Annotated in this window: 12 protein-coding genes; 9 read left to right on the top strand and 3 right to left on the bottom strand. The window is 64.7% G+C overall.

The features are described 5' to 3' along the window. Positions 1-143: 143 nt before the first annotated feature. Entirely contained in the window at positions 144-545 is a 402-nt protein-coding gene (locus U4Y90_RS20120; protein ID WP_061138582.1) for a transposase, read from the bottom strand. A 424-nt stretch (positions 546-969) separates the two neighbouring features. On the opposite strand from U4Y90_RS20120, the gene U4Y90_RS20115 reads away from it, so the two are divergent. From U4Y90_RS20115 to truB, 9 genes are all read left to right on the top strand, one after another. Beyond that, positions 970-1872: a LysR family transcriptional regulator gene (locus U4Y90_RS20115; protein ID WP_321797164.1), complete on the top strand. Its 903-nt coding sequence runs from the start codon at positions 970-972 to the stop codon at positions 1870-1872. 74 nt (positions 1873-1946) lie between these two features. Next, positions 1947-3182 (top strand): pyridoxal phosphate-dependent aminotransferase, encoded by a 1236-nt coding sequence (locus tag U4Y90_RS20110; RefSeq protein ID WP_321797091.1) that lies wholly within the window; start codon positions 1947-1949, stop codon positions 3180-3182. Between the two features lie 355 nt (positions 3183-3537). Continuing rightward, positions 3538-4506, top strand: a complete 969-nt coding sequence (scpB, locus tag U4Y90_RS20105; protein WP_321797090.1) for an SMC-Scp complex subunit ScpB — start codon at positions 3538-3540, stop codon at positions 4504-4506. A 130-nt stretch (positions 4507-4636) separates the two neighbouring features. Beyond that, positions 4637-6532, top strand: coding sequence for a 23S rRNA pseudouridine(2605) synthase RluB (rluB, locus tag U4Y90_RS20100; protein ID WP_321797088.1), 1896 nt, complete (start codon positions 4637-4639; stop codon positions 6530-6532). A 369-nt stretch (positions 6533-6901) separates the two neighbouring features. Then, on the top strand, positions 6902-7360 hold the full coding sequence (gene rimP, locus U4Y90_RS20095) for a ribosome maturation factor RimP (protein ID WP_321797087.1): 459 nt from the start codon (positions 6902-6904) through the stop codon (positions 7358-7360). Next, positions 7357-8832: a transcription termination factor NusA gene (gene nusA, locus U4Y90_RS20090; RefSeq protein ID WP_321797085.1), complete on the top strand. Its 1476-nt coding sequence runs from the start codon at positions 7357-7359 to the stop codon at positions 8830-8832. The genes rimP and nusA overlap by 4 nt, the downstream gene beginning before the upstream one ends. A 93-nt stretch (positions 8833-8925) precedes the next feature. Beyond that, positions 8926-11919 carry a translation initiation factor IF-2 gene (gene infB / locus U4Y90_RS20085; protein ID WP_321797083.1) on the top strand — a complete coding sequence of 998 codons (2994 nt, stop codon included), beginning with the start codon at positions 8926-8928 and terminating at the stop codon, positions 11917-11919. A 95-nt stretch (positions 11920-12014) separates the two neighbouring features. Next, positions 12015-12392 (top strand): 30S ribosome-binding factor RbfA, encoded by a 378-nt coding sequence (gene rbfA, locus U4Y90_RS20080; RefSeq protein WP_321797081.1) that lies wholly within the window; start codon positions 12015-12017, stop codon positions 12390-12392. Beyond that, on the top strand, positions 12393-13313 hold the full coding sequence (gene truB, locus U4Y90_RS20075) for a tRNA pseudouridine(55) synthase TruB (RefSeq protein ID WP_321797079.1): 921 nt from the start codon (positions 12393-12395) through the stop codon (positions 13311-13313). Between the two features lie 94 nt (positions 13314-13407). On the opposite strand, the gene U4Y90_RS20070 is transcribed toward truB, so the two are convergent. Further along, complete coding sequence (locus U4Y90_RS20070; protein WP_321797078.1) at positions 13408-14967, bottom strand: DHA2 family efflux MFS transporter permease subunit; 1560 nt, start codon at positions 14965-14967, stop codon at positions 13408-13410. 13 nt (positions 14968-14980) lie between these two features. After that, positions 14981-16243 (bottom strand): efflux RND transporter periplasmic adaptor subunit, encoded by a 1263-nt coding sequence (locus U4Y90_RS20065; RefSeq protein WP_321797076.1) that lies wholly within the window; start codon positions 16241-16243, stop codon positions 14981-14983. Between the last annotated feature and the right edge of the window lie 6 nt (positions 16244-16249).

The following is a 16249-nucleotide window of genomic DNA, read 5'->3' as shown; positions in this document are numbered from 1 at the left end:
CGCTCGATCGCTTGGCGCTGGCCGATCGGCGAGCGCAGCGTATTGCAAGGAGATTAAATATTCGCGCGGGCCCGTGGCCCGTGCGAGAGGTGAAGTATTTGCGTGAAGCCAGCGAATGCCGGCTTCGGTCGAGGCCAATCTGCTCAGGCCATCTTGGCCGGAGCGCGCCACGATTCCGGGTTTGTCCAGAACGCGCCGCGCAGGCGATCGCGACTCGGCGGCGCTGGCGGCTTCGCAGCGCTCGAACCGATGCGCCCGCGCAACGACACTTCACGGCCGTTGCCGGAGAGCCGTTTCACGATCTCGGCGAGCGTGCCGTCGGCCTGCCACTCATCGAAGCGGCGGCGGCAGGTCGGCGGGGACGGATAGCGTCCGGGCAGCTTGGACCAGCCTTCGCCCGTCGACAGCACCCACAAAACCGCGTTGACCACCGCGCGCGCCTCGACGCGAGGGCGTCCGCGCCGCTCGCTACGCGCCGGCTCGGAACAGAACAACGCCTCTACCAGCGCCCACTCGTTATCTCTCAAATCGTCGAACAGCACCATATCTCACCTCAGCGAAGCTAACCCCGGTGCGCTGCCCCGCGCCGCGCACTCTGGTCGGAATCCGATGAACGAATACCTGGGAAGGCCAGAGCGATTGCGGCGGACAATGTTCGATATAACCGCGAATGGCTCCAACCTCTGTGCGCAATGAAATGCGAGAACCGTGCCATGCATGTCGCAAAATCCGGGAAACCCGCATGGCAGTAGGCTGACGCGATGTCAGCATGGCCCGTATAAGACCCGAAACAGACTGATTAAGAAATCGGGACAATCACCAATCAAGTGCAATAGGCCCTTCTGGCGTGCGTTTGGCCGATTTGCTGCACCGCAGCGAAACGTTCGGTCGTGCATGAAATCACACCAATGCCTCGCTATAATCTGCATGAAACGGCCCTATTGATGAGCATTCTGAATGACCGCGCCATTGAACGTGACGTTGCGGCAACTGCGCGTCTTCATCGAGGTATCCAGGCTGCGCAGCTTCAGCCGCGCGGGCGACGAGATCGGCCTTACGCAATCGGCGGTCAGCCGCTGCGTGCGCGAGCTGGAAGGGGAAATCGGCCTCAAGCTGATCGACCGGACGACGCGCGAGGTGCAACTGACCGATGTGGGTCTGAATCTCGTCGGCACCGTATCGCGTCTGCTGGCCGATCTCGACGAAGCGTTGCGCGAGGTGCGCGATCTCGGGCAGCAGCGTCGCGGGCGCGTGATCGTCGCGGCGAGTCCGACGATCGCGTGCCGGTTGATGCCGCGCGTGATCGCCTCCTGCCTTGCGCAATTTCCGCTGATCGCGCTGAGCCTGTGCGACGACGTCCAGTCCGATGTGCTGCGCAAAGTGAAATCCGGTGAGGTGGATTTCGGCGTCGTCATCGGCCCGTTTTCATCTGATGAACTGCACGGCGAGCCGGTGATGACTGATTCGTTCTGTCTCGTCGCGCGGCGCGACCATGCGCTCGGACACGAGGCCGCGGTGCCGTGGAAAGCGCTCGCCGGCGAGCGGCTTGTGATGCTCGGCTACGCATCCGGCAGCCGGCCGATCATCGATGCGGTGATGCAGGAGCACGGCGTCGAGGCGCAGGTGGTGCAGGAGCTGGGGCATTCGGCGACCGTGTTCGGGCTCGTGGAGGCGGGGGTCGGCGTGAGCGTGCTGCCATGGCTCGCGCTGCCGCTGCCGGCGAATTCGTCGCTGGTCGCGTTGCCGCTCGAACCGCGCGCCGAACGGACCGTGGAGCTCGTGCGCCGGCGCGATCGCTCGTTGTCGCCGGCGGCGGAATCGGTCTGGTCGTTGATCGCATCGCTGCCACGGCGTGCGGAAGACCTCGGATAAGCCGGTCGTCCATCTCGAATGAGACGGCGCACGCGTTAGACTTCAGTTATTAAGACAAGACGACGGGGCGAGCGATGAGTGAGTCGGAAGGAGCGGTGGTCAGCGAACTGAGCCGGCTGGCGGACGCGCACGGATCCGGTGCGCCGAATGCGCGCGACGCGGTGCGGGCGTTGCGGCCGTCGCAGATCCGCGAAGTCGCGAACGCGGGCTTCGGCGTCGCCGACGTGTTGCCGTTCTGGTTCGGCGAATCGGACCGCGTGACGCCGCAGTTCATCCGCGACGCCGCGAGCCGCGCGCTCGCCGACGGCGCCACGTTCTATACGCACAATCTCGGCATCGCGCCGCTGCGCGAATCGCTCAGCGGTTACGTGAGCGCGCTGCACGGCGCGACGGCGCCCGCGCACATCGCCGTCACGAGCGCCGGCGTCAACGCGCTGATGCTCGCGGCGCAGCTTGTCGTCGGCGCCGGCGATCGGGTGGTCGCGGTGACGCCGCTGTGGCCGAATCTCGTCGAGATTCCGAAGATCCTCGGCGCGGGCGTCGACACCGTTTCGCTCACCTACGGCCCGCGCGGCTGGACGCTCGACCTCGACCGTTTGATCGCGGCGCTCACGCCGGACACGCGCATGCTGATGATCAACTCGCCGAACAACCCGACCGGCTGGACGATGACGCGCGATCAGCAACGCACCGTGCTGGAGCATTGCCGCCGTCACGGCATCTGGATCGTCGCGGACGAAGTCTACGAGCGTCTGTATTACGGCGATGACGCGCGCGTCGCACCTTCGTTTCTCGATCTGGCCGCGCGCGACGAACGCGTGATCGCCGTGAATTCGTTCTCGAAGGCGTGGCTGATGACTGGCTGGCGGCTTGGCTGGCTCGTCGCGCCGACGCAGTTGATGGACGATCTCGGCAAGCTCGTGGAGTACAACACCTCGTGCGCGCCATCGTTCGTGCAGCAGGCGGGCGTCGTCGCGGTGCAAGAGGGCGAGCGTTTCGCACAGGCGCTCGTCGCCGATCTGCGCGCGAGCCGCGATCATCTCGTGAGGGCGCTGCAGGCAATCGAAGGCGTCGACGTGCGCGCACCCGACGGCGCGATGTATCTGTTTTTCTCGCTGCCGGGGGCGCAGGACAGTCTCACACTGTGCAAATCGCTCGTTCGCGAAGCCGGTCTCGGGCTTGCGCCGGGCAGTGCTTTCGGGCCGGAGGGCGAGGGTTTCGTGCGCTGGTGCTACGCGTGCGATCCCGCGCGGCTCGATGCGGGCGTCGGGCGCTTGCAGCGTTTCCTGGCGGCGCGTGGCGGCGCCTGAGTCGTGCCGGTCGACGCCGGCCGTGCGTGACCGACGTCGAGTGAGTTCGGGCAGCGATGAATCGATCACCTTTACGCACCGGTTGTTTTTGCGTAATATGGCGCTCAGTCACGCGCTTTCGCCTAGGAAAGCGCCACCTCGTCCGGCTGGGATGGCCCGGCGTTCGCTCACCGACCGCCCTGTAACGCCTCTCCCCGGTGCGTGCTCCCAATCAATATGACCGATTACAATCGGGCGAGCGCGTCTTGGAAACTCCGCGTACAGCTTTATCGTTCGCACCATTTTGGTAGCGTTCGGTCCTGCGCAAGCCCGTTTTGAATTGAATCATTGACCATACAGGGTTGACCCAAGCTGCATGAATACCCAAGAGGCGAAGATCGTCCTCGAGACTGCTTTGATTTGCGCGCAGGAACCGCTGAGGCTGAATGAATTGCGCAAGCTGTTCGCCGACGACATTTCGGCGGATACCGTTCGCACGTTGCTCGAAGCGCTCAAGGCCGACTGGTCGGGGCGCGGCGTCGAACTTGTGGCGCTTGCCTCGGGCTGGCGTTTTCAGAGCAAGCCCGCGATGCGGGCCTATCTCGACAGGCTGCACCCGGAAAAGCCGCCCAAGTATTCGCGGGCCGTACTCGAAACGCTGGCGATCATTGCGTATCGGCAGCCAGTGACGCGGGGTGATATCGAAGAGATTCGCGGCGTGACGGTGAACACGCAGGTCGTGAAGCAACTGGAGGACCGTGGCTGGATCGAGGTGATCGGTCATCGCGACGTGCCGGGCCGCCCGGCGCTGTACGCGACCACCAAGCAGTTCCTCGACGACCTCGGCCTGACGGCGCTCGACGAACTGCCCGCGCTGGACAACCCGTCGGCGCAACTCGAAGCATCGCTGCTCGCGCAGCATTCGATCGAGTTTCCCGACAGCGTCGCCGGCGATTCGCCGCCGGTCGCTGCACAAGCACAAGCGCAGGACACGACGGCGGCAACGAATGACGGGGAACAAGGCGCCTTCGCGCCGGTCAACGCCGTTGAAGCGGCGCCCTCGGCCGAAGCAGTAGAAACCGAAACATCCGGCGGCGATGAGAGCGCGGCCGAGGTTGCGGCAGAGCAAGAACAGACAGAAGAACCGCAGGAAAGACTCGGAACGGAACATGCGGATGCGCTGGATGAGCGCGCCTTGTCGCCGGCCGGGATTTACGCGCCATCTTTGAGTACCACGTATGACGCACCCGTGTCGGTGCCGCGTGACGAGGAACAAGACGCGAGTCCATCGAACGAAGCCGAACTGGACGACGACTCCCAGGAACCGAAGGCGCGCCGCGCCTGACGCAAATTGCATGGCCCCTGATCTGGCAACCGGCTCTCCATAAAGATCATTTCGAGACGACCAGCCGGACCGATCAGCGGATTTTTTGACGCGCCCGCGACGGGCGCGCGATTCGACATTTGAGGTTGTTTTGACACACTCCCACGACAGCGATTCGCCTGAATCCGCGCGCCCGGTGCACGCCGCGGACGCCCCTGAGTCGGCCGATGCCGGCGAAAGCACGCGCACCGACCGCGCCGATGAAGGCGGCGAGGGCGAGGACCGTCCGCGCCGCGGACTGCGCCGCGGGCCGCGCAGCCTGATCGCACGGCGTCGCGCTGTCGCGAAGACTAAAGGCGCAGACGCTGCGCCCGGCACGCCGGACGCCGTGAACGAGACGCCGCCCGATGGCGTCGTCGCCGCGCAGATGCGCACGCCGCGCAAGGATCCGGGCGCGAAGCCGCGCAAGAGTGAAGGGGCGAACCCGCGCGCCCGCAAGAGCGCGCGCGTGGACACTGCCGAGACCGGTGTCGAGGCAGCGGATCAGCCGGCCGTGCATGCCGCCGCGCCCGCGCCGCGTGAGGGAGGCCGGCGCAAGAGCCCGCCGCAGCAAAAACGCGGCAAACGCAACGACGCCGGGCCGGCGACGGTCGAAAGCGCGGCTGCTGCCGCCGTCGACGATGTCTTCGCCTACGTCACCTCGCCGGCCTTCGATGCCGACAACGGTTCGGCCGGGGTGCGCGCGCCGATGCTGCGCCGTGGACGTAACGCCCCGCAGCAAAAGCGCGTGCTGGAGCCGGACGAAGACGCGCCGAAGCTGCACAAGGTGCTCGCCGACGCGGGCATGGGTTCGCGTCGCGACATGGAAGAGCTGATCATCGCGGGCCGCGTTTCGGTGAACGGCGAGCCGGCGCACATCGGCCAGCGCATCATGCCGACGGACCAGGTGCGCATCAACGGCAAGCCGCTCAAGCGCAAGCTCGCGAGCAAGCCGCCGCGCATCCTGCTGTATCACAAGCCGACGGGCGAAATCGTCAGCCATGCCGACCCGGAAGGCCGTCCGTCCGTGTTCGACAAGCTGCCGTCGATGAAAACCGCCAAGTGGCTCGCGGTCGGACGTCTCGACTTCAATACGGAAGGTCTGCTGCTGCTTACGACGTCGGGCGATCTGGCGAACCGCTTCATGCATCCGCGCTACAGCGTCGAGCGTGAATATGCGGTGCGCGTGGTCGGGCAATTGTCCGAAGCGATGAAGCAGAAGCTGCTGAAAGGCGTCGAACTCGACGACGGCCCCGCCAATTTCCTGCGCATTCAGGATGGTGGCGGCGAAGGCACGAACCACTGGTATCACGTCGCGCTCGCCGAAGGTCGCAATCGCGAAGTGCGCCGCATGTTCGAGGCGGCCGGGCTGATGGTGAGTCGCCTCATCCGCACGCGTCATGGTCCGATCGCGTTGCCGCGCGGCCTGAAGCGGGGCCGCTGGGAGGAGCTCGAGGACAATCAGGTGCGCAGCCTGATGGCGGCGGTCGGACTGAAATTGCCGACTGCCGAGAAGGCCGGACGCAGCGCAGCGCCCCGCGTACAACCCGATCCGATGCAAACGTCAATGGGCTTCATCACGCGCGAGCCGGTGCTCAGTTCGCACTCGCGCATGACGCAGCAGCAGACCCCGGGCCGCGGCGGCGGACGACGCGGCCAGCCGGGCGGCCTTCCTGGCGGCTTCGGGCTCGGCGGCATGGGCGGATTCGGCGGCAACACCGGCAGCAACGCGGGCAACGCCGGCGGCATGGGCCGTCGCGGTGGCCGCGAGCCGAACGGCAACCGCATCGGCAATGAGCCGAACGGCAATCGCGCGAACGGCGCCCGGCCGGGTCCGCGCGGCGCTCGTCCGCAAGGCGGACCGCAGGGCGCTGGCGGCGCGGGCAAGCGCGCGGCGGGTGGCAACGCGCCGCGCGGCAATCGCCAGGGCGGCGGGCAGCAGGGCGCGGGACAGGCCAAGACTGGCGGCGCTGGCCGAGGCGCGCGAAATCGCTCGCGCGGACGCTGATCGCGGAGATCGCAAAGAAACACGTCGCCGGGACGCCGGTGCGAAGCATTGAACCTGCTTCCGGCGGCAAAAATCCCGCGTTTCGCGCCTCGGATCAGAAACGACAAACGGGCATGAAACCGACCTCAACAGGGCCGAAAGGGCGCGTTACGTTTGCGTTTGTCCTGAAAAATGGCTAAAATCTTGAAGTCGCTGGGCACGTAGTTTTCTTTTTGCCCTGAGTGCGATCTTGGTTGAAAAAGATGGGCGTTGCGCCCATTTTTTTTTGGCTTTTCGGTTCGGCATCTCGGGAGCAGGGGTGCGCGCCCGCAAGAAGGCGCTCGCCCGCAGGTGTTTCGGCGTCGAGCGCGCGAACACCTTGGAGTTACTGTGCAACTGACGGAATTGATAGAAACCACGGTCTCGGGCCTGGGCTACGAGCTTGTCGATCTCGAGCGTTCGGGAGGCGGCATGCTGCGTGTGTATATCGACCAGCCGGCCGGTATCGCCATCGAAGACTGCGAGAAGGTCACGCGTCAGCTCCAATATCTGTTCGAAGTCGAGAACATCGACTATGACCGGCTCGAGGTATCGTCGCCGGGGCTCGATCGCCCGCTCAAGAAACTGGCGGATTTCGAGCGCTTCGCGGGAAGCGAAGTCGCCATTACATTGAAGAAGCCGCTGGACGGGCGCAAGTCGTTCCGTGGCATCCTGCACGCCCCTGACGGCGAAACGATCGGATTGGAATTTGAAGGGAAGGACGGCGCCGCGATGCTCGATTTCACGCTCGCGGACCTCGATAAGGCACGTCTCGTCCCCAAGGTTGACTTTAGGAGCCGCAAACAATGAGTCGCGAAGTATTGATGCTGGCGGATGCGCTGGCACGCGAAAAGAACGTCAACAAGGACGTCGTGTACGCAGCGCTGGAGGCTGCGCTTGCTTCGGCAACGAAGAAGCTCTTCGAGGAAGACGTGGATATTCGTGTCGCCATCGACCGTGAGAGCGGCGAACATGAAACTTTCCGCCGCTGGCGCGTGGTGCCGGACGAGGCCGGCCTGCAAGAGCCGGATCAGGAAATCCTGTTGTTCGAAGCGAAGGAACAGAAGCCGGATGCAGAGGTGGACGAGTTCATCGAGGAGCCGATTCCGTCGATCGAGTTCGGCCGTATCGGCGCGCAGGCCGCCAAGCAGGTCATCCTGCAAAAGGTGCGCGACGCCGAGCGCGAGCAGATCCTGAACGACTTCCTCGAGCGCGGCGAAAAGATCATGACCGGTTCGGTGAAGCGCCTGGACAAGGGCAATTTCATCGTCGAATCGGGCCGCGTCGAAGCGCTGCTGCGCCGCGACCAGCTGATCCCGAAGGAAAATTTGCGCGTGGGCGACCGCGTGCGCGCCTATATCGCCAAGGTCGATCGCACCGCGCGCGGCCCGCAGATCGAGCTCTCGCGCACCGCGCCCGAGTTCCTGATGAAGCTGTTCGAGCTGGAAGTTCCGGAAATCGAGCAAGGCTTGCTGGAAATCAAGGCAGCCGCGCGCGATCCCGGCGTGCGTGCGAAAATCGGGGTGATCGCCTACGACAAGCGTATCGACCCGATCGGCACTTGCGTCGGCATCCGCGGTTCGCGCGTGCAGGCCGTGCGCAACGAGCTCGGTGGCGAGAACGTCGACATCGTGCTATGGTCGGAAGACCCCGCGCAGTTCGTGATCGGCGCCCTCGCGCCGGCAGCCGTGCAGTCGATCGTCGTCGATGAAGAAAAGCATTCGATGGACGTCGTCGTGGACGAGAACGAGCTCGCCGTCGCCATCGGCCGCGCCGGCCAGAATGTGAGGCTCGCGAGCGAGCTCACCGGCTGGCAAATCAATATCATGACGCCGGACGAATCGGCGCTGAAGCAAAACGAAGAGCGTGGCAAGTTGCGCGACCTGTTCATGGCGCGTCTGGATGTGGACGAGGAAGTCGCCGACATCCTGATCGACGAGGGCTTCACGAGCCTCGAAGAAATCGCCTACGTGCCGCTCAACGAAATGCTCGAAATCGAAGCCTTCGACGAAGACACGGTGCACGAGCTGCGCAACCGTTCGCGCGACGCGCTGCTCACGATGGCGATCGCCAACGAAGAGAAGGTGGAAGGCGTCGCGCTCGACCTGAAGAGTCTCGAAGGCATGGATAGCGAGCTGCTCGCGAAGCTCGCCGAGCACCAGATTCAGACCCGCGACGACCTCGCGGAGCTGGCAGTAGATGAACTGGTCGAAATGACCGGTATGGAAGAGGATGCCGCTAAGGCGTTGATCATGAAAGCACGTGAACACTGGTTCCAGTGAGAAATGACCATGGCGCACTGATATTTGGCGGCCTGTCTGGCCGCGTGACCCCGATCTAACCGCAAGGATCTGTCCTTGCATCAAGAGGAATGAATGGCGAGTAACAACGTAGCCCAATTTGCCGCGGAACTCAAAATGCCTGCGGGCGTCCTGCTCGAGCAGTTGCAGGCGGCTGGCGTCCAGAAAGCGAGCGCGAACGACGACCTGTCCGAAACGGACAAGGCGCGTCTGCTCGATCATTTGCGCAAGTCGCACGGTTCCGCCGACGCCGACAAGCGCAAGATCACTTTGACCCGCCGGCATACGTCGGAAATCAAGCAATCCGACGCAACGGGTAAAGCTCGCACCATTCAGGTCGAGGTGCGCAAGAAGCGTGTTTTCGTGAAACGCGACGAAACCGGTGCGGAGCAGGCCGAGGCAGCGCCGAATCACGTCGAAGAACCGGAAGTCGACGAGGCCGAACTGCAGCGCCGCGAGGAAGAAGCGCGCCACGCCGCTGAGCAGCTCGAGCGTGAAGAACGCGAGCTGAAGGAGCGTCAGGCCAAGCTCGAGCGCGAAGAAGCCGAGCGTCGCGCCCGCGAGGAAGCAGCGGAAGCCGAGCGCCGCAAGCAGGAAGAAGAGGCGGCGCGCCGTGCGGCGGCCGCGGCGCAAGCGGCGGAAATCTCGCGTGCGGCGCAGGCTGCGCGTCAGGAAGCGCGTGCGCAGGTGACCGCCGAAGCGAAGCAGGACGTGAAGCAGGATGTGAAGCAGAACGACGACGCGCAGCGTGAGGCCGCCGAGAAGGCTGCGGAAGAAAAGGCCGCGAGCGAGCGTGCCGCCCAGCGCGAAGCCGCCAAGAAGGCGGAGGAAGACGCGCGCGCGGCCGCCGAGAAGGCGCGTCTCGAGCAGGAAGCGATCGCGAAGCGTCGTGCGGCGGCGGAAGCCGAAGCTCGTGCGATCCGCGAGATGATGAACACCCCGCGCAAGGCGCAGGTGAAGGCGCCGGAACCCGCGCCCGCACCGAAGCCCGCGGAAGCCGCGAAGGCTGCCGAAGCGAAGGGCACGCTGCACAAGCCCGCGAAGCCGGAAGGCGCGCAGGCGGCACGTCCGGCGGCGAAAAAGCCGGCCGCAGGCGGCGCGCCGGCTCCCGCATCGACGGCTCCGGCAGGCGCTGGCGACAAGAAGAAGGCCGGCAAGGGCGGCTGGCAGCAGGACGACGCATCGAAGCGCCGCGGCATGAAGACGCGCGGCGATTCGAGCGGCGGCGTCGATCGCGGCTGGCGTGGCGGCCCGAAGGGTCGCGGCAAGCATCAGGAACAGACGAGCTTCCAGGCGCCGACCGAGCCGATCATCCGCGAAGTGCACGTGCCGGAAACCATCTCCGTCGCGGACCTCGCGCACAAGATGTCGGTGAAGGCTTCGGAAGTCATCAAGGTGATGATGAAGCTTGGCCAGATGGTCACGATCAATCAGGTGCTGGATCAGGAAACGGCGATGATCGTCGTCGAGGAACTGGGCCATCGCGCGGTCGCGGCGAAGCTGGACGATCCGGAAGCGCTCCTGATCGAAGGCGAAACCACCGAGGAAACGGCAGAGAAGCTGCCGCGTCCGCCGGTCGTCACGGTCATGGGCCACGTCGACCACGGCAAGACCTCGCTGCTGGACTACATCCGACGCGCGAAAGTGGCGGCGGGCGAAGCGGGCGGCATCACGCAGCATATCGGCGCCTATCACGTCGATACGCCGCGCGGCGTCATCACCTTCCTCGACACGCCGGGTCACGAAGCCTTTACGGCGATGCGTGCGCGCGGTGCGAAGGCGACCGACATCGTCATTCTGGTGGTTGCCGCCGATGACGGCGTGATGCCGCAGACGAAGGAAGCGATCGCTCACGCAAAGGCAGGCGGCGTGCCGATCGTCGTCGCGATCAACAAGATCGACAAGCCGGAAGCCAACCCGGACCGCGTGAAGCAGGAACTCGTCGCGGAAGGCGTGGTGCCGGAAGAGTACGGCGGCGATTCGCCGTTCATCGAAGTGTCGGCGAAGACCGGCCGCGGCATCGACGATCTGCTGGAAAACGTGTCGCTGCAGGCCGAAGTGCTGGAACTGACCGCACCGGTGGAAGCCGCCGCGAAGGGTCTCGTGATCGAAGCCAAGCTCGACAAGGGCAAGGGTCCGGTCGCGACCATTCTGGTGCAGTCCGGCACGCTGAACCGCGGCGACGTGGTTCTCGCGGGCAGCGCCTACGGCCGCGTTCGCGCGATGCTCGACGAAACCGGCAAGCCGACGAAGTCGGCGGGTCCGTCGATCCCGGTGGAAATCCAGGGTCTGTCGGAAGTGCCGGCGGCGGGCGAGGAAGTCATCGTGCTGCCGGACGAGCGCAAGGCGCGCGAAATCGCGCTGTTCCGTCAAGGCAAGTTCCGCGACGTGAAGCTGGCGAAGCAGCAGGCCGCGAAGCTCGAAAACATGCTCGAGCAGATGGGCGAAGGCGAAGTGCAAAACCTGCCGCTCATCGTCAAGGCGGACGTGCAGGGCTCGCAGGAAGCGCTGGTTCAATCGTTGCAGAAGCTGTCGACCAACGAAGTGCGCGTGCAGATCGTGCACAGCGCGGTCGGCGCGATCAGCGAGTCGGACGTCAACCTGGCGACGGCGTCGAAGGCGGTCATCATCGGCTTCAACACGCGTGCGGATGCGCAAGCCCGCAAGCTCGCCGAGGCGAACGGCATCGACATCCGCTACTACAACATCATCTACGACGCTGTGGATGAGGTGAAGGCGGCGATGTCCGGCATGCTCGCACCGGAGAAGCGCGAGACGGTGACGGGCATGGTCGAGGTGCGTCAGGTCATCCGGGTGCCGAAGGTCGGCCTGATCGCGGGTTGTATGGTCACGGACGGCGTGGTCAAGCGTTCCTCGTCGGTGCGCGTGATCCGCAACAACGTCGTGATCCACACCGGCGAGCTCGATTCGCTCAAGCGCTTCAAGGACGATGTCAAGGAAGTGCGTCAGGGCTTCGAGTGCGGTATGTCGATCAAGAACTTCAGCGACATCGTGGAAGGCGATCAGTTCGAAGTCTTCGAAGTGACGGAAGTGGCCCGCACGCTGTAATGCGCTAGCCGCCGATAAAAGGGCGGGGTGAGCCTTGCGGCTCGCTCCGCCCTTTTTGCTTCCGGTGGCAAGAAAAGAAATACGGAAACGACATCATGGCTAAGAGAAAGACATCCACGAACCGCAACGTGCAGATTGCGGATCAGATCCAGCGTGATCTCTCGGAACTCATGCGCGAGGTGAAAGACCCGCGCGTGGGTCTCGTGACCATTCAGAGCGTCGAGCTCACGCCCGACTACGCGCACGCGAAGGTCTACTTCACGACGCTGACGGGCGATCCCAAGCAGACCGAGCAGGGTCTCAATCACGCGGCGGGGCATCTGCACAATATGCTGTTCAAGCGCCTGCACATCCATACGGTGCCGACGCTGCATTTCCACTATGACCAGACGATCGAAAAGGCCGTCGAGATGTCGCGCCTGATCGACGAAGCGAACGCGACGCGTGCGAAAGACGACGAAGAGGGTGCGTGAGTGAAAGGCGGCCCGAAGATTGCCCGTCGTGCGCTGGATGGCGTGCTGCTGCTCGACAAGCCGCTGGGATTGTCGAGCAATGATGCGCTGATCAAGGCGAAGCGGATTTATCTGGCGAAGAAGGCGGGCCATACGGGCACGCTGGATCCGCTCGCGACCGGCTTGCTGCCGCTGTGCTTCGGCGAAGCGACGAAGTTCTCGCAAGACCTGCTCGATGCCGACAAGACCTACGAAGCGACGATGCGCCTTGGCATTCGCACGGCGACCGGCGATGTCGAAGGCGAGGCGATCGATACGCGCGACGTAACGTGCGATGAAGCGTCGGTGATCGATGCGATGAATAAATTCATCGGCGATATCGTGCAGGTCCCGCCGATGTACTCGGCGCTCAAACGCGATGGCAAACCGCTCTACGAATACGCGCGCGCGGGTCAGACGGTCGAACGCGAGGGCCGCCAGGTGACGATCCACGCGTTGCAGTTGATCGCGTGCGCATTGCCGCTCGTGACGTTTCGCGTCACCTGCAGCAAGGGCACGTACGTGCGCACGCTTGCCGAGGACATCGGCGAGGCGCTCGGTTGCGGCGCGCATCTGACGGCGTTGCGGCGCACGGGCGTCGGCGCGCTGACGCTCGAGCACGCGGTGACGCTGGATCAACTCGCGAGCCTGAGTGAAACAGAGCGCGACGAACGGCTTCAGCCCGTCGATGCGCTTCTGTCCACATTTCCCTCGATTCAGTTGAACGACGAAGCCACCAAACGCTTCCTGCACGGCCAGCGATTGAAGCTCGCCGATATCGAGAAGACCCGCGTCGAAGGCCGCGTGCGGGTCTATGCGCAAGAAGGCGGTCGCCTGCTCGGCGTGGCGCGCGCCGGCGAGGGCGTGCTCGCGCCCGAACGACTGATCGTCACGGCGCAATGACAAAGAGCCCGGTCGATCATCGACCGGGCTCTCTTCTTTCCGCCACCAAGCGGCAAACGGATCAACGCAAGATCAATGCGTGATCAGCGCAGGATCAATGCGCCGCCGATGCCGCCGCGGCCGAATCTCCGCCGCCCGAACGCTCGGGCCGGGTGATCCAGATCAGCACGATCAGCGCGACGAAAATTCCCGCCGAGATATAGAACATGTCGTTCACGCCGAGCTGGGCGGCCTGCTGCGTCGCCATGCTGTTGTAGAGGCCGACGGTCTGGTCGTGCGAAAGCCCGAGCGCGCCCATCTGCTGCATCGAGTTCGCGAACACCGGGTTATACGAATTCGCGCTTTCGACCAGTTGCGCGTGATGCACGATCGAGCGATGCTCCCACGCCGTCGAGAAGATCGACGTGCCGATGCCGCCGCACATGATCCGCACGAAGTTCGACAGACCCGACGCTGCCGGAATCCGGTGCCCCGGCAAGCCCGACAGCGTGATCGATACGAGCGGAATGAAGAAGCCCGCCATGCCGATGCCCTGAATCACCGTCGGCACCGTGAGCGCCCAGGTGTCGACGCCGGTCGTATAGCGCGAGCGCATCCAGAAACACAGCGCGAACACGAGAAACGCGGCGGTCGCGATGTAGCGCGGATCGGTGCGCGGCAGGAATTTGCCCGTGATCGGCGAGAGCAGAATCGCGAAGAGGCCGACAGGCGCCATCACGAGACCGGCGTTCGTCGCCGTGTAGCCGATGTCGGTTTGCAGCCACAGCGGCAGCAGCACCAGATTGCCGAAGTAGAGCCCGTAACCGATGGATAGCGCGATCGTCCCGCCCGTGAAGTTGCGCAGCTCGAAAAGCGACAGGTCGACGACCGGGTGTTCCGCCGTCAGCTCCCACACGATGAAGAACGCGAACGAGATCACTGCGATCAGCGCAAGCACGACGATCGTGGTCGAGTTGAACCAGTCGAGATCCTTGCCCTTGTCGAGCATGACTTGCAGCGAGCCGACCCAGATGACGAGCAGCGCGAGACCGACTGTGTCGATCGGCGCCTTGCGGATCGCGGAATCGCGGTCGCGGAAGATCGCGAACGTGGCGATCGCCGCCGCGATGCCGACCGGAATGTTCACGTAGAAAATCCACGGCCACGAGATGTTGTCGGAGATCCAGCCGCCGAGCACCGGGCCCGCGACCGGCGCGATCAGCGTGGTCATCGACCACATCGAGAGCGCCATCGGCGCCTTTTCGCGTGGATAGCTCGCGAGCAGAAGGGTCTGCGACAGCGGAATCATCGGGCCGGCGACCGCGCCTTGCAGCACGCGCGCGGCGAGCAGGAAGGGCAGCGTCGGCGCGAGACCGCAGAGCCACGATGCGAGCACGAACAGGATGATCGAGCCGAGGAACAGCCGCACCTGGCCGATGCGCTGCGTGAGCCAGCCCGTGAGCGGCACGGAGATCGCGTTGGCGACCGCGAACGACGTAATGACCCACGTGCCCTGATCCGACGACACGCCGAGGTCGCCGGAGATCGACGGAATCGAGACGTTCGCGATCGACGTGTCGAGCACGTTCATGAACACCGCGAGCGACACGGCGATCGTCCCGATGACGAGCTTTCCGCCCGACAGCGGCGGATGAACGACGTTTTGCGAAGACATGAGCCGAGTCCGCTTACATCAGCTTCGTGGCCGATGCGGACTTCGCCGCGCGGCCGGGCGCCGAGGATGTGCCCTGCGCCGACGAGCCCGCGCCCGCGCCCGCGCCCGCGTTCTGCTGGATGATGCGCGCGATTTCCTGATCGGCCTGCGCGCCGTAGTTGTCGAACACATTGGTCTGATAGACCGTGTTCTGCGCGTTGCCCAACTGGCCGCCTTCCTCGTTCTTGATCGTCACGTCCACGTTCATCGACAGACCGATGCGCAGCGGATGCTCCTGCAGTTCCTTCGGATCGAGCGCGATGCGCACCGGCAGGCGCTGCACGACCTTGATCCAGTTGCCCGTCGCGTTTTGCGCCGGCAAAAGCGAGAACGCCGAGCCCGTGCCGGCCGAGAAGCCGATCACCTTGCCGTGATACACGACGCTGGAACCGTACAGATCGGCCGTCAATTCGACCGGCTGGCCGATGCGCATGTGCTTCAACTGCACTTCCTTGAAGTTCGCGTCGACCCACACGGCGTTGAGCGGCACGATCGCCATCAGCGGATTGCCCGGCGACACGCGCTGGCCCACTTGCACCGAACGCTTCGCGACATAGCCCGTCACCGGCGCGGGCAGCGTGTTGCGCGCGTAGTTGATGTACGAGTCGCGCACCTTCGCCGCGGCGGCGAGCACGTTCGGGTGATTGGCGATCGTCGTGTTGGCCGTGAGCGAACGGTTCGACGCGAGTTCCTGCTCGGCGGCATCGAGCGCGGCCTGCGCGCCGCGCACCGAGTCGCGGGCGTGCGAGATTTCTTCCTGCGACACCGCGCCGGTCTGCGCGACCTGCATGCGGCGCTTCAGATCGTCCTGCGCGCGCGACAAATCCGACTTGCGCAACGCGATCTGCGCTTCGTACTGGTTGTTGTTCACGAAGAACGTGCGCACCTGGCGCACCGTCTGCGCGAGATTCGCCTCGGCCTGATCGAGCGCGACCTTGGAGTCGGCCGGATCGAGCGCGACGAGCGGATCGCCGATCTTGACGGTCTGCGTGTCGTCCGCGTTCACCGAAATCACCGTGCCGACGACCTGCGGCGTGATCTGCACGACGTTGCCGTTGACGTAGGCATCGTCGGTCGACTCGTGAAAGCGCGCGATCAGGAAGTAGTACAGGCCGTACGCGATGGCGGCAATGATGATGACGAGCACGATCAGCGTCATCAGCACGCGGCGCTTGCCGTTACTCTGCTTCGGCGCGGGCGCGGCGGCCGGGGCGGCGTTTTGTTGAGGGTCGCTCATGAAAGA

The sequence above is a fragment of the Caballeronia sp. J97 genome (assembly GCF_905220305.1).
In the GTDB taxonomy this organism is placed as follows: Bacteria; Pseudomonadota; Gammaproteobacteria; order Burkholderiales; family Burkholderiaceae; genus Caballeronia.
The sequence above is the reverse complement of the archived record's forward strand: the minus strand, read 5'-3'. Positions and strand labels throughout refer to the sequence as shown.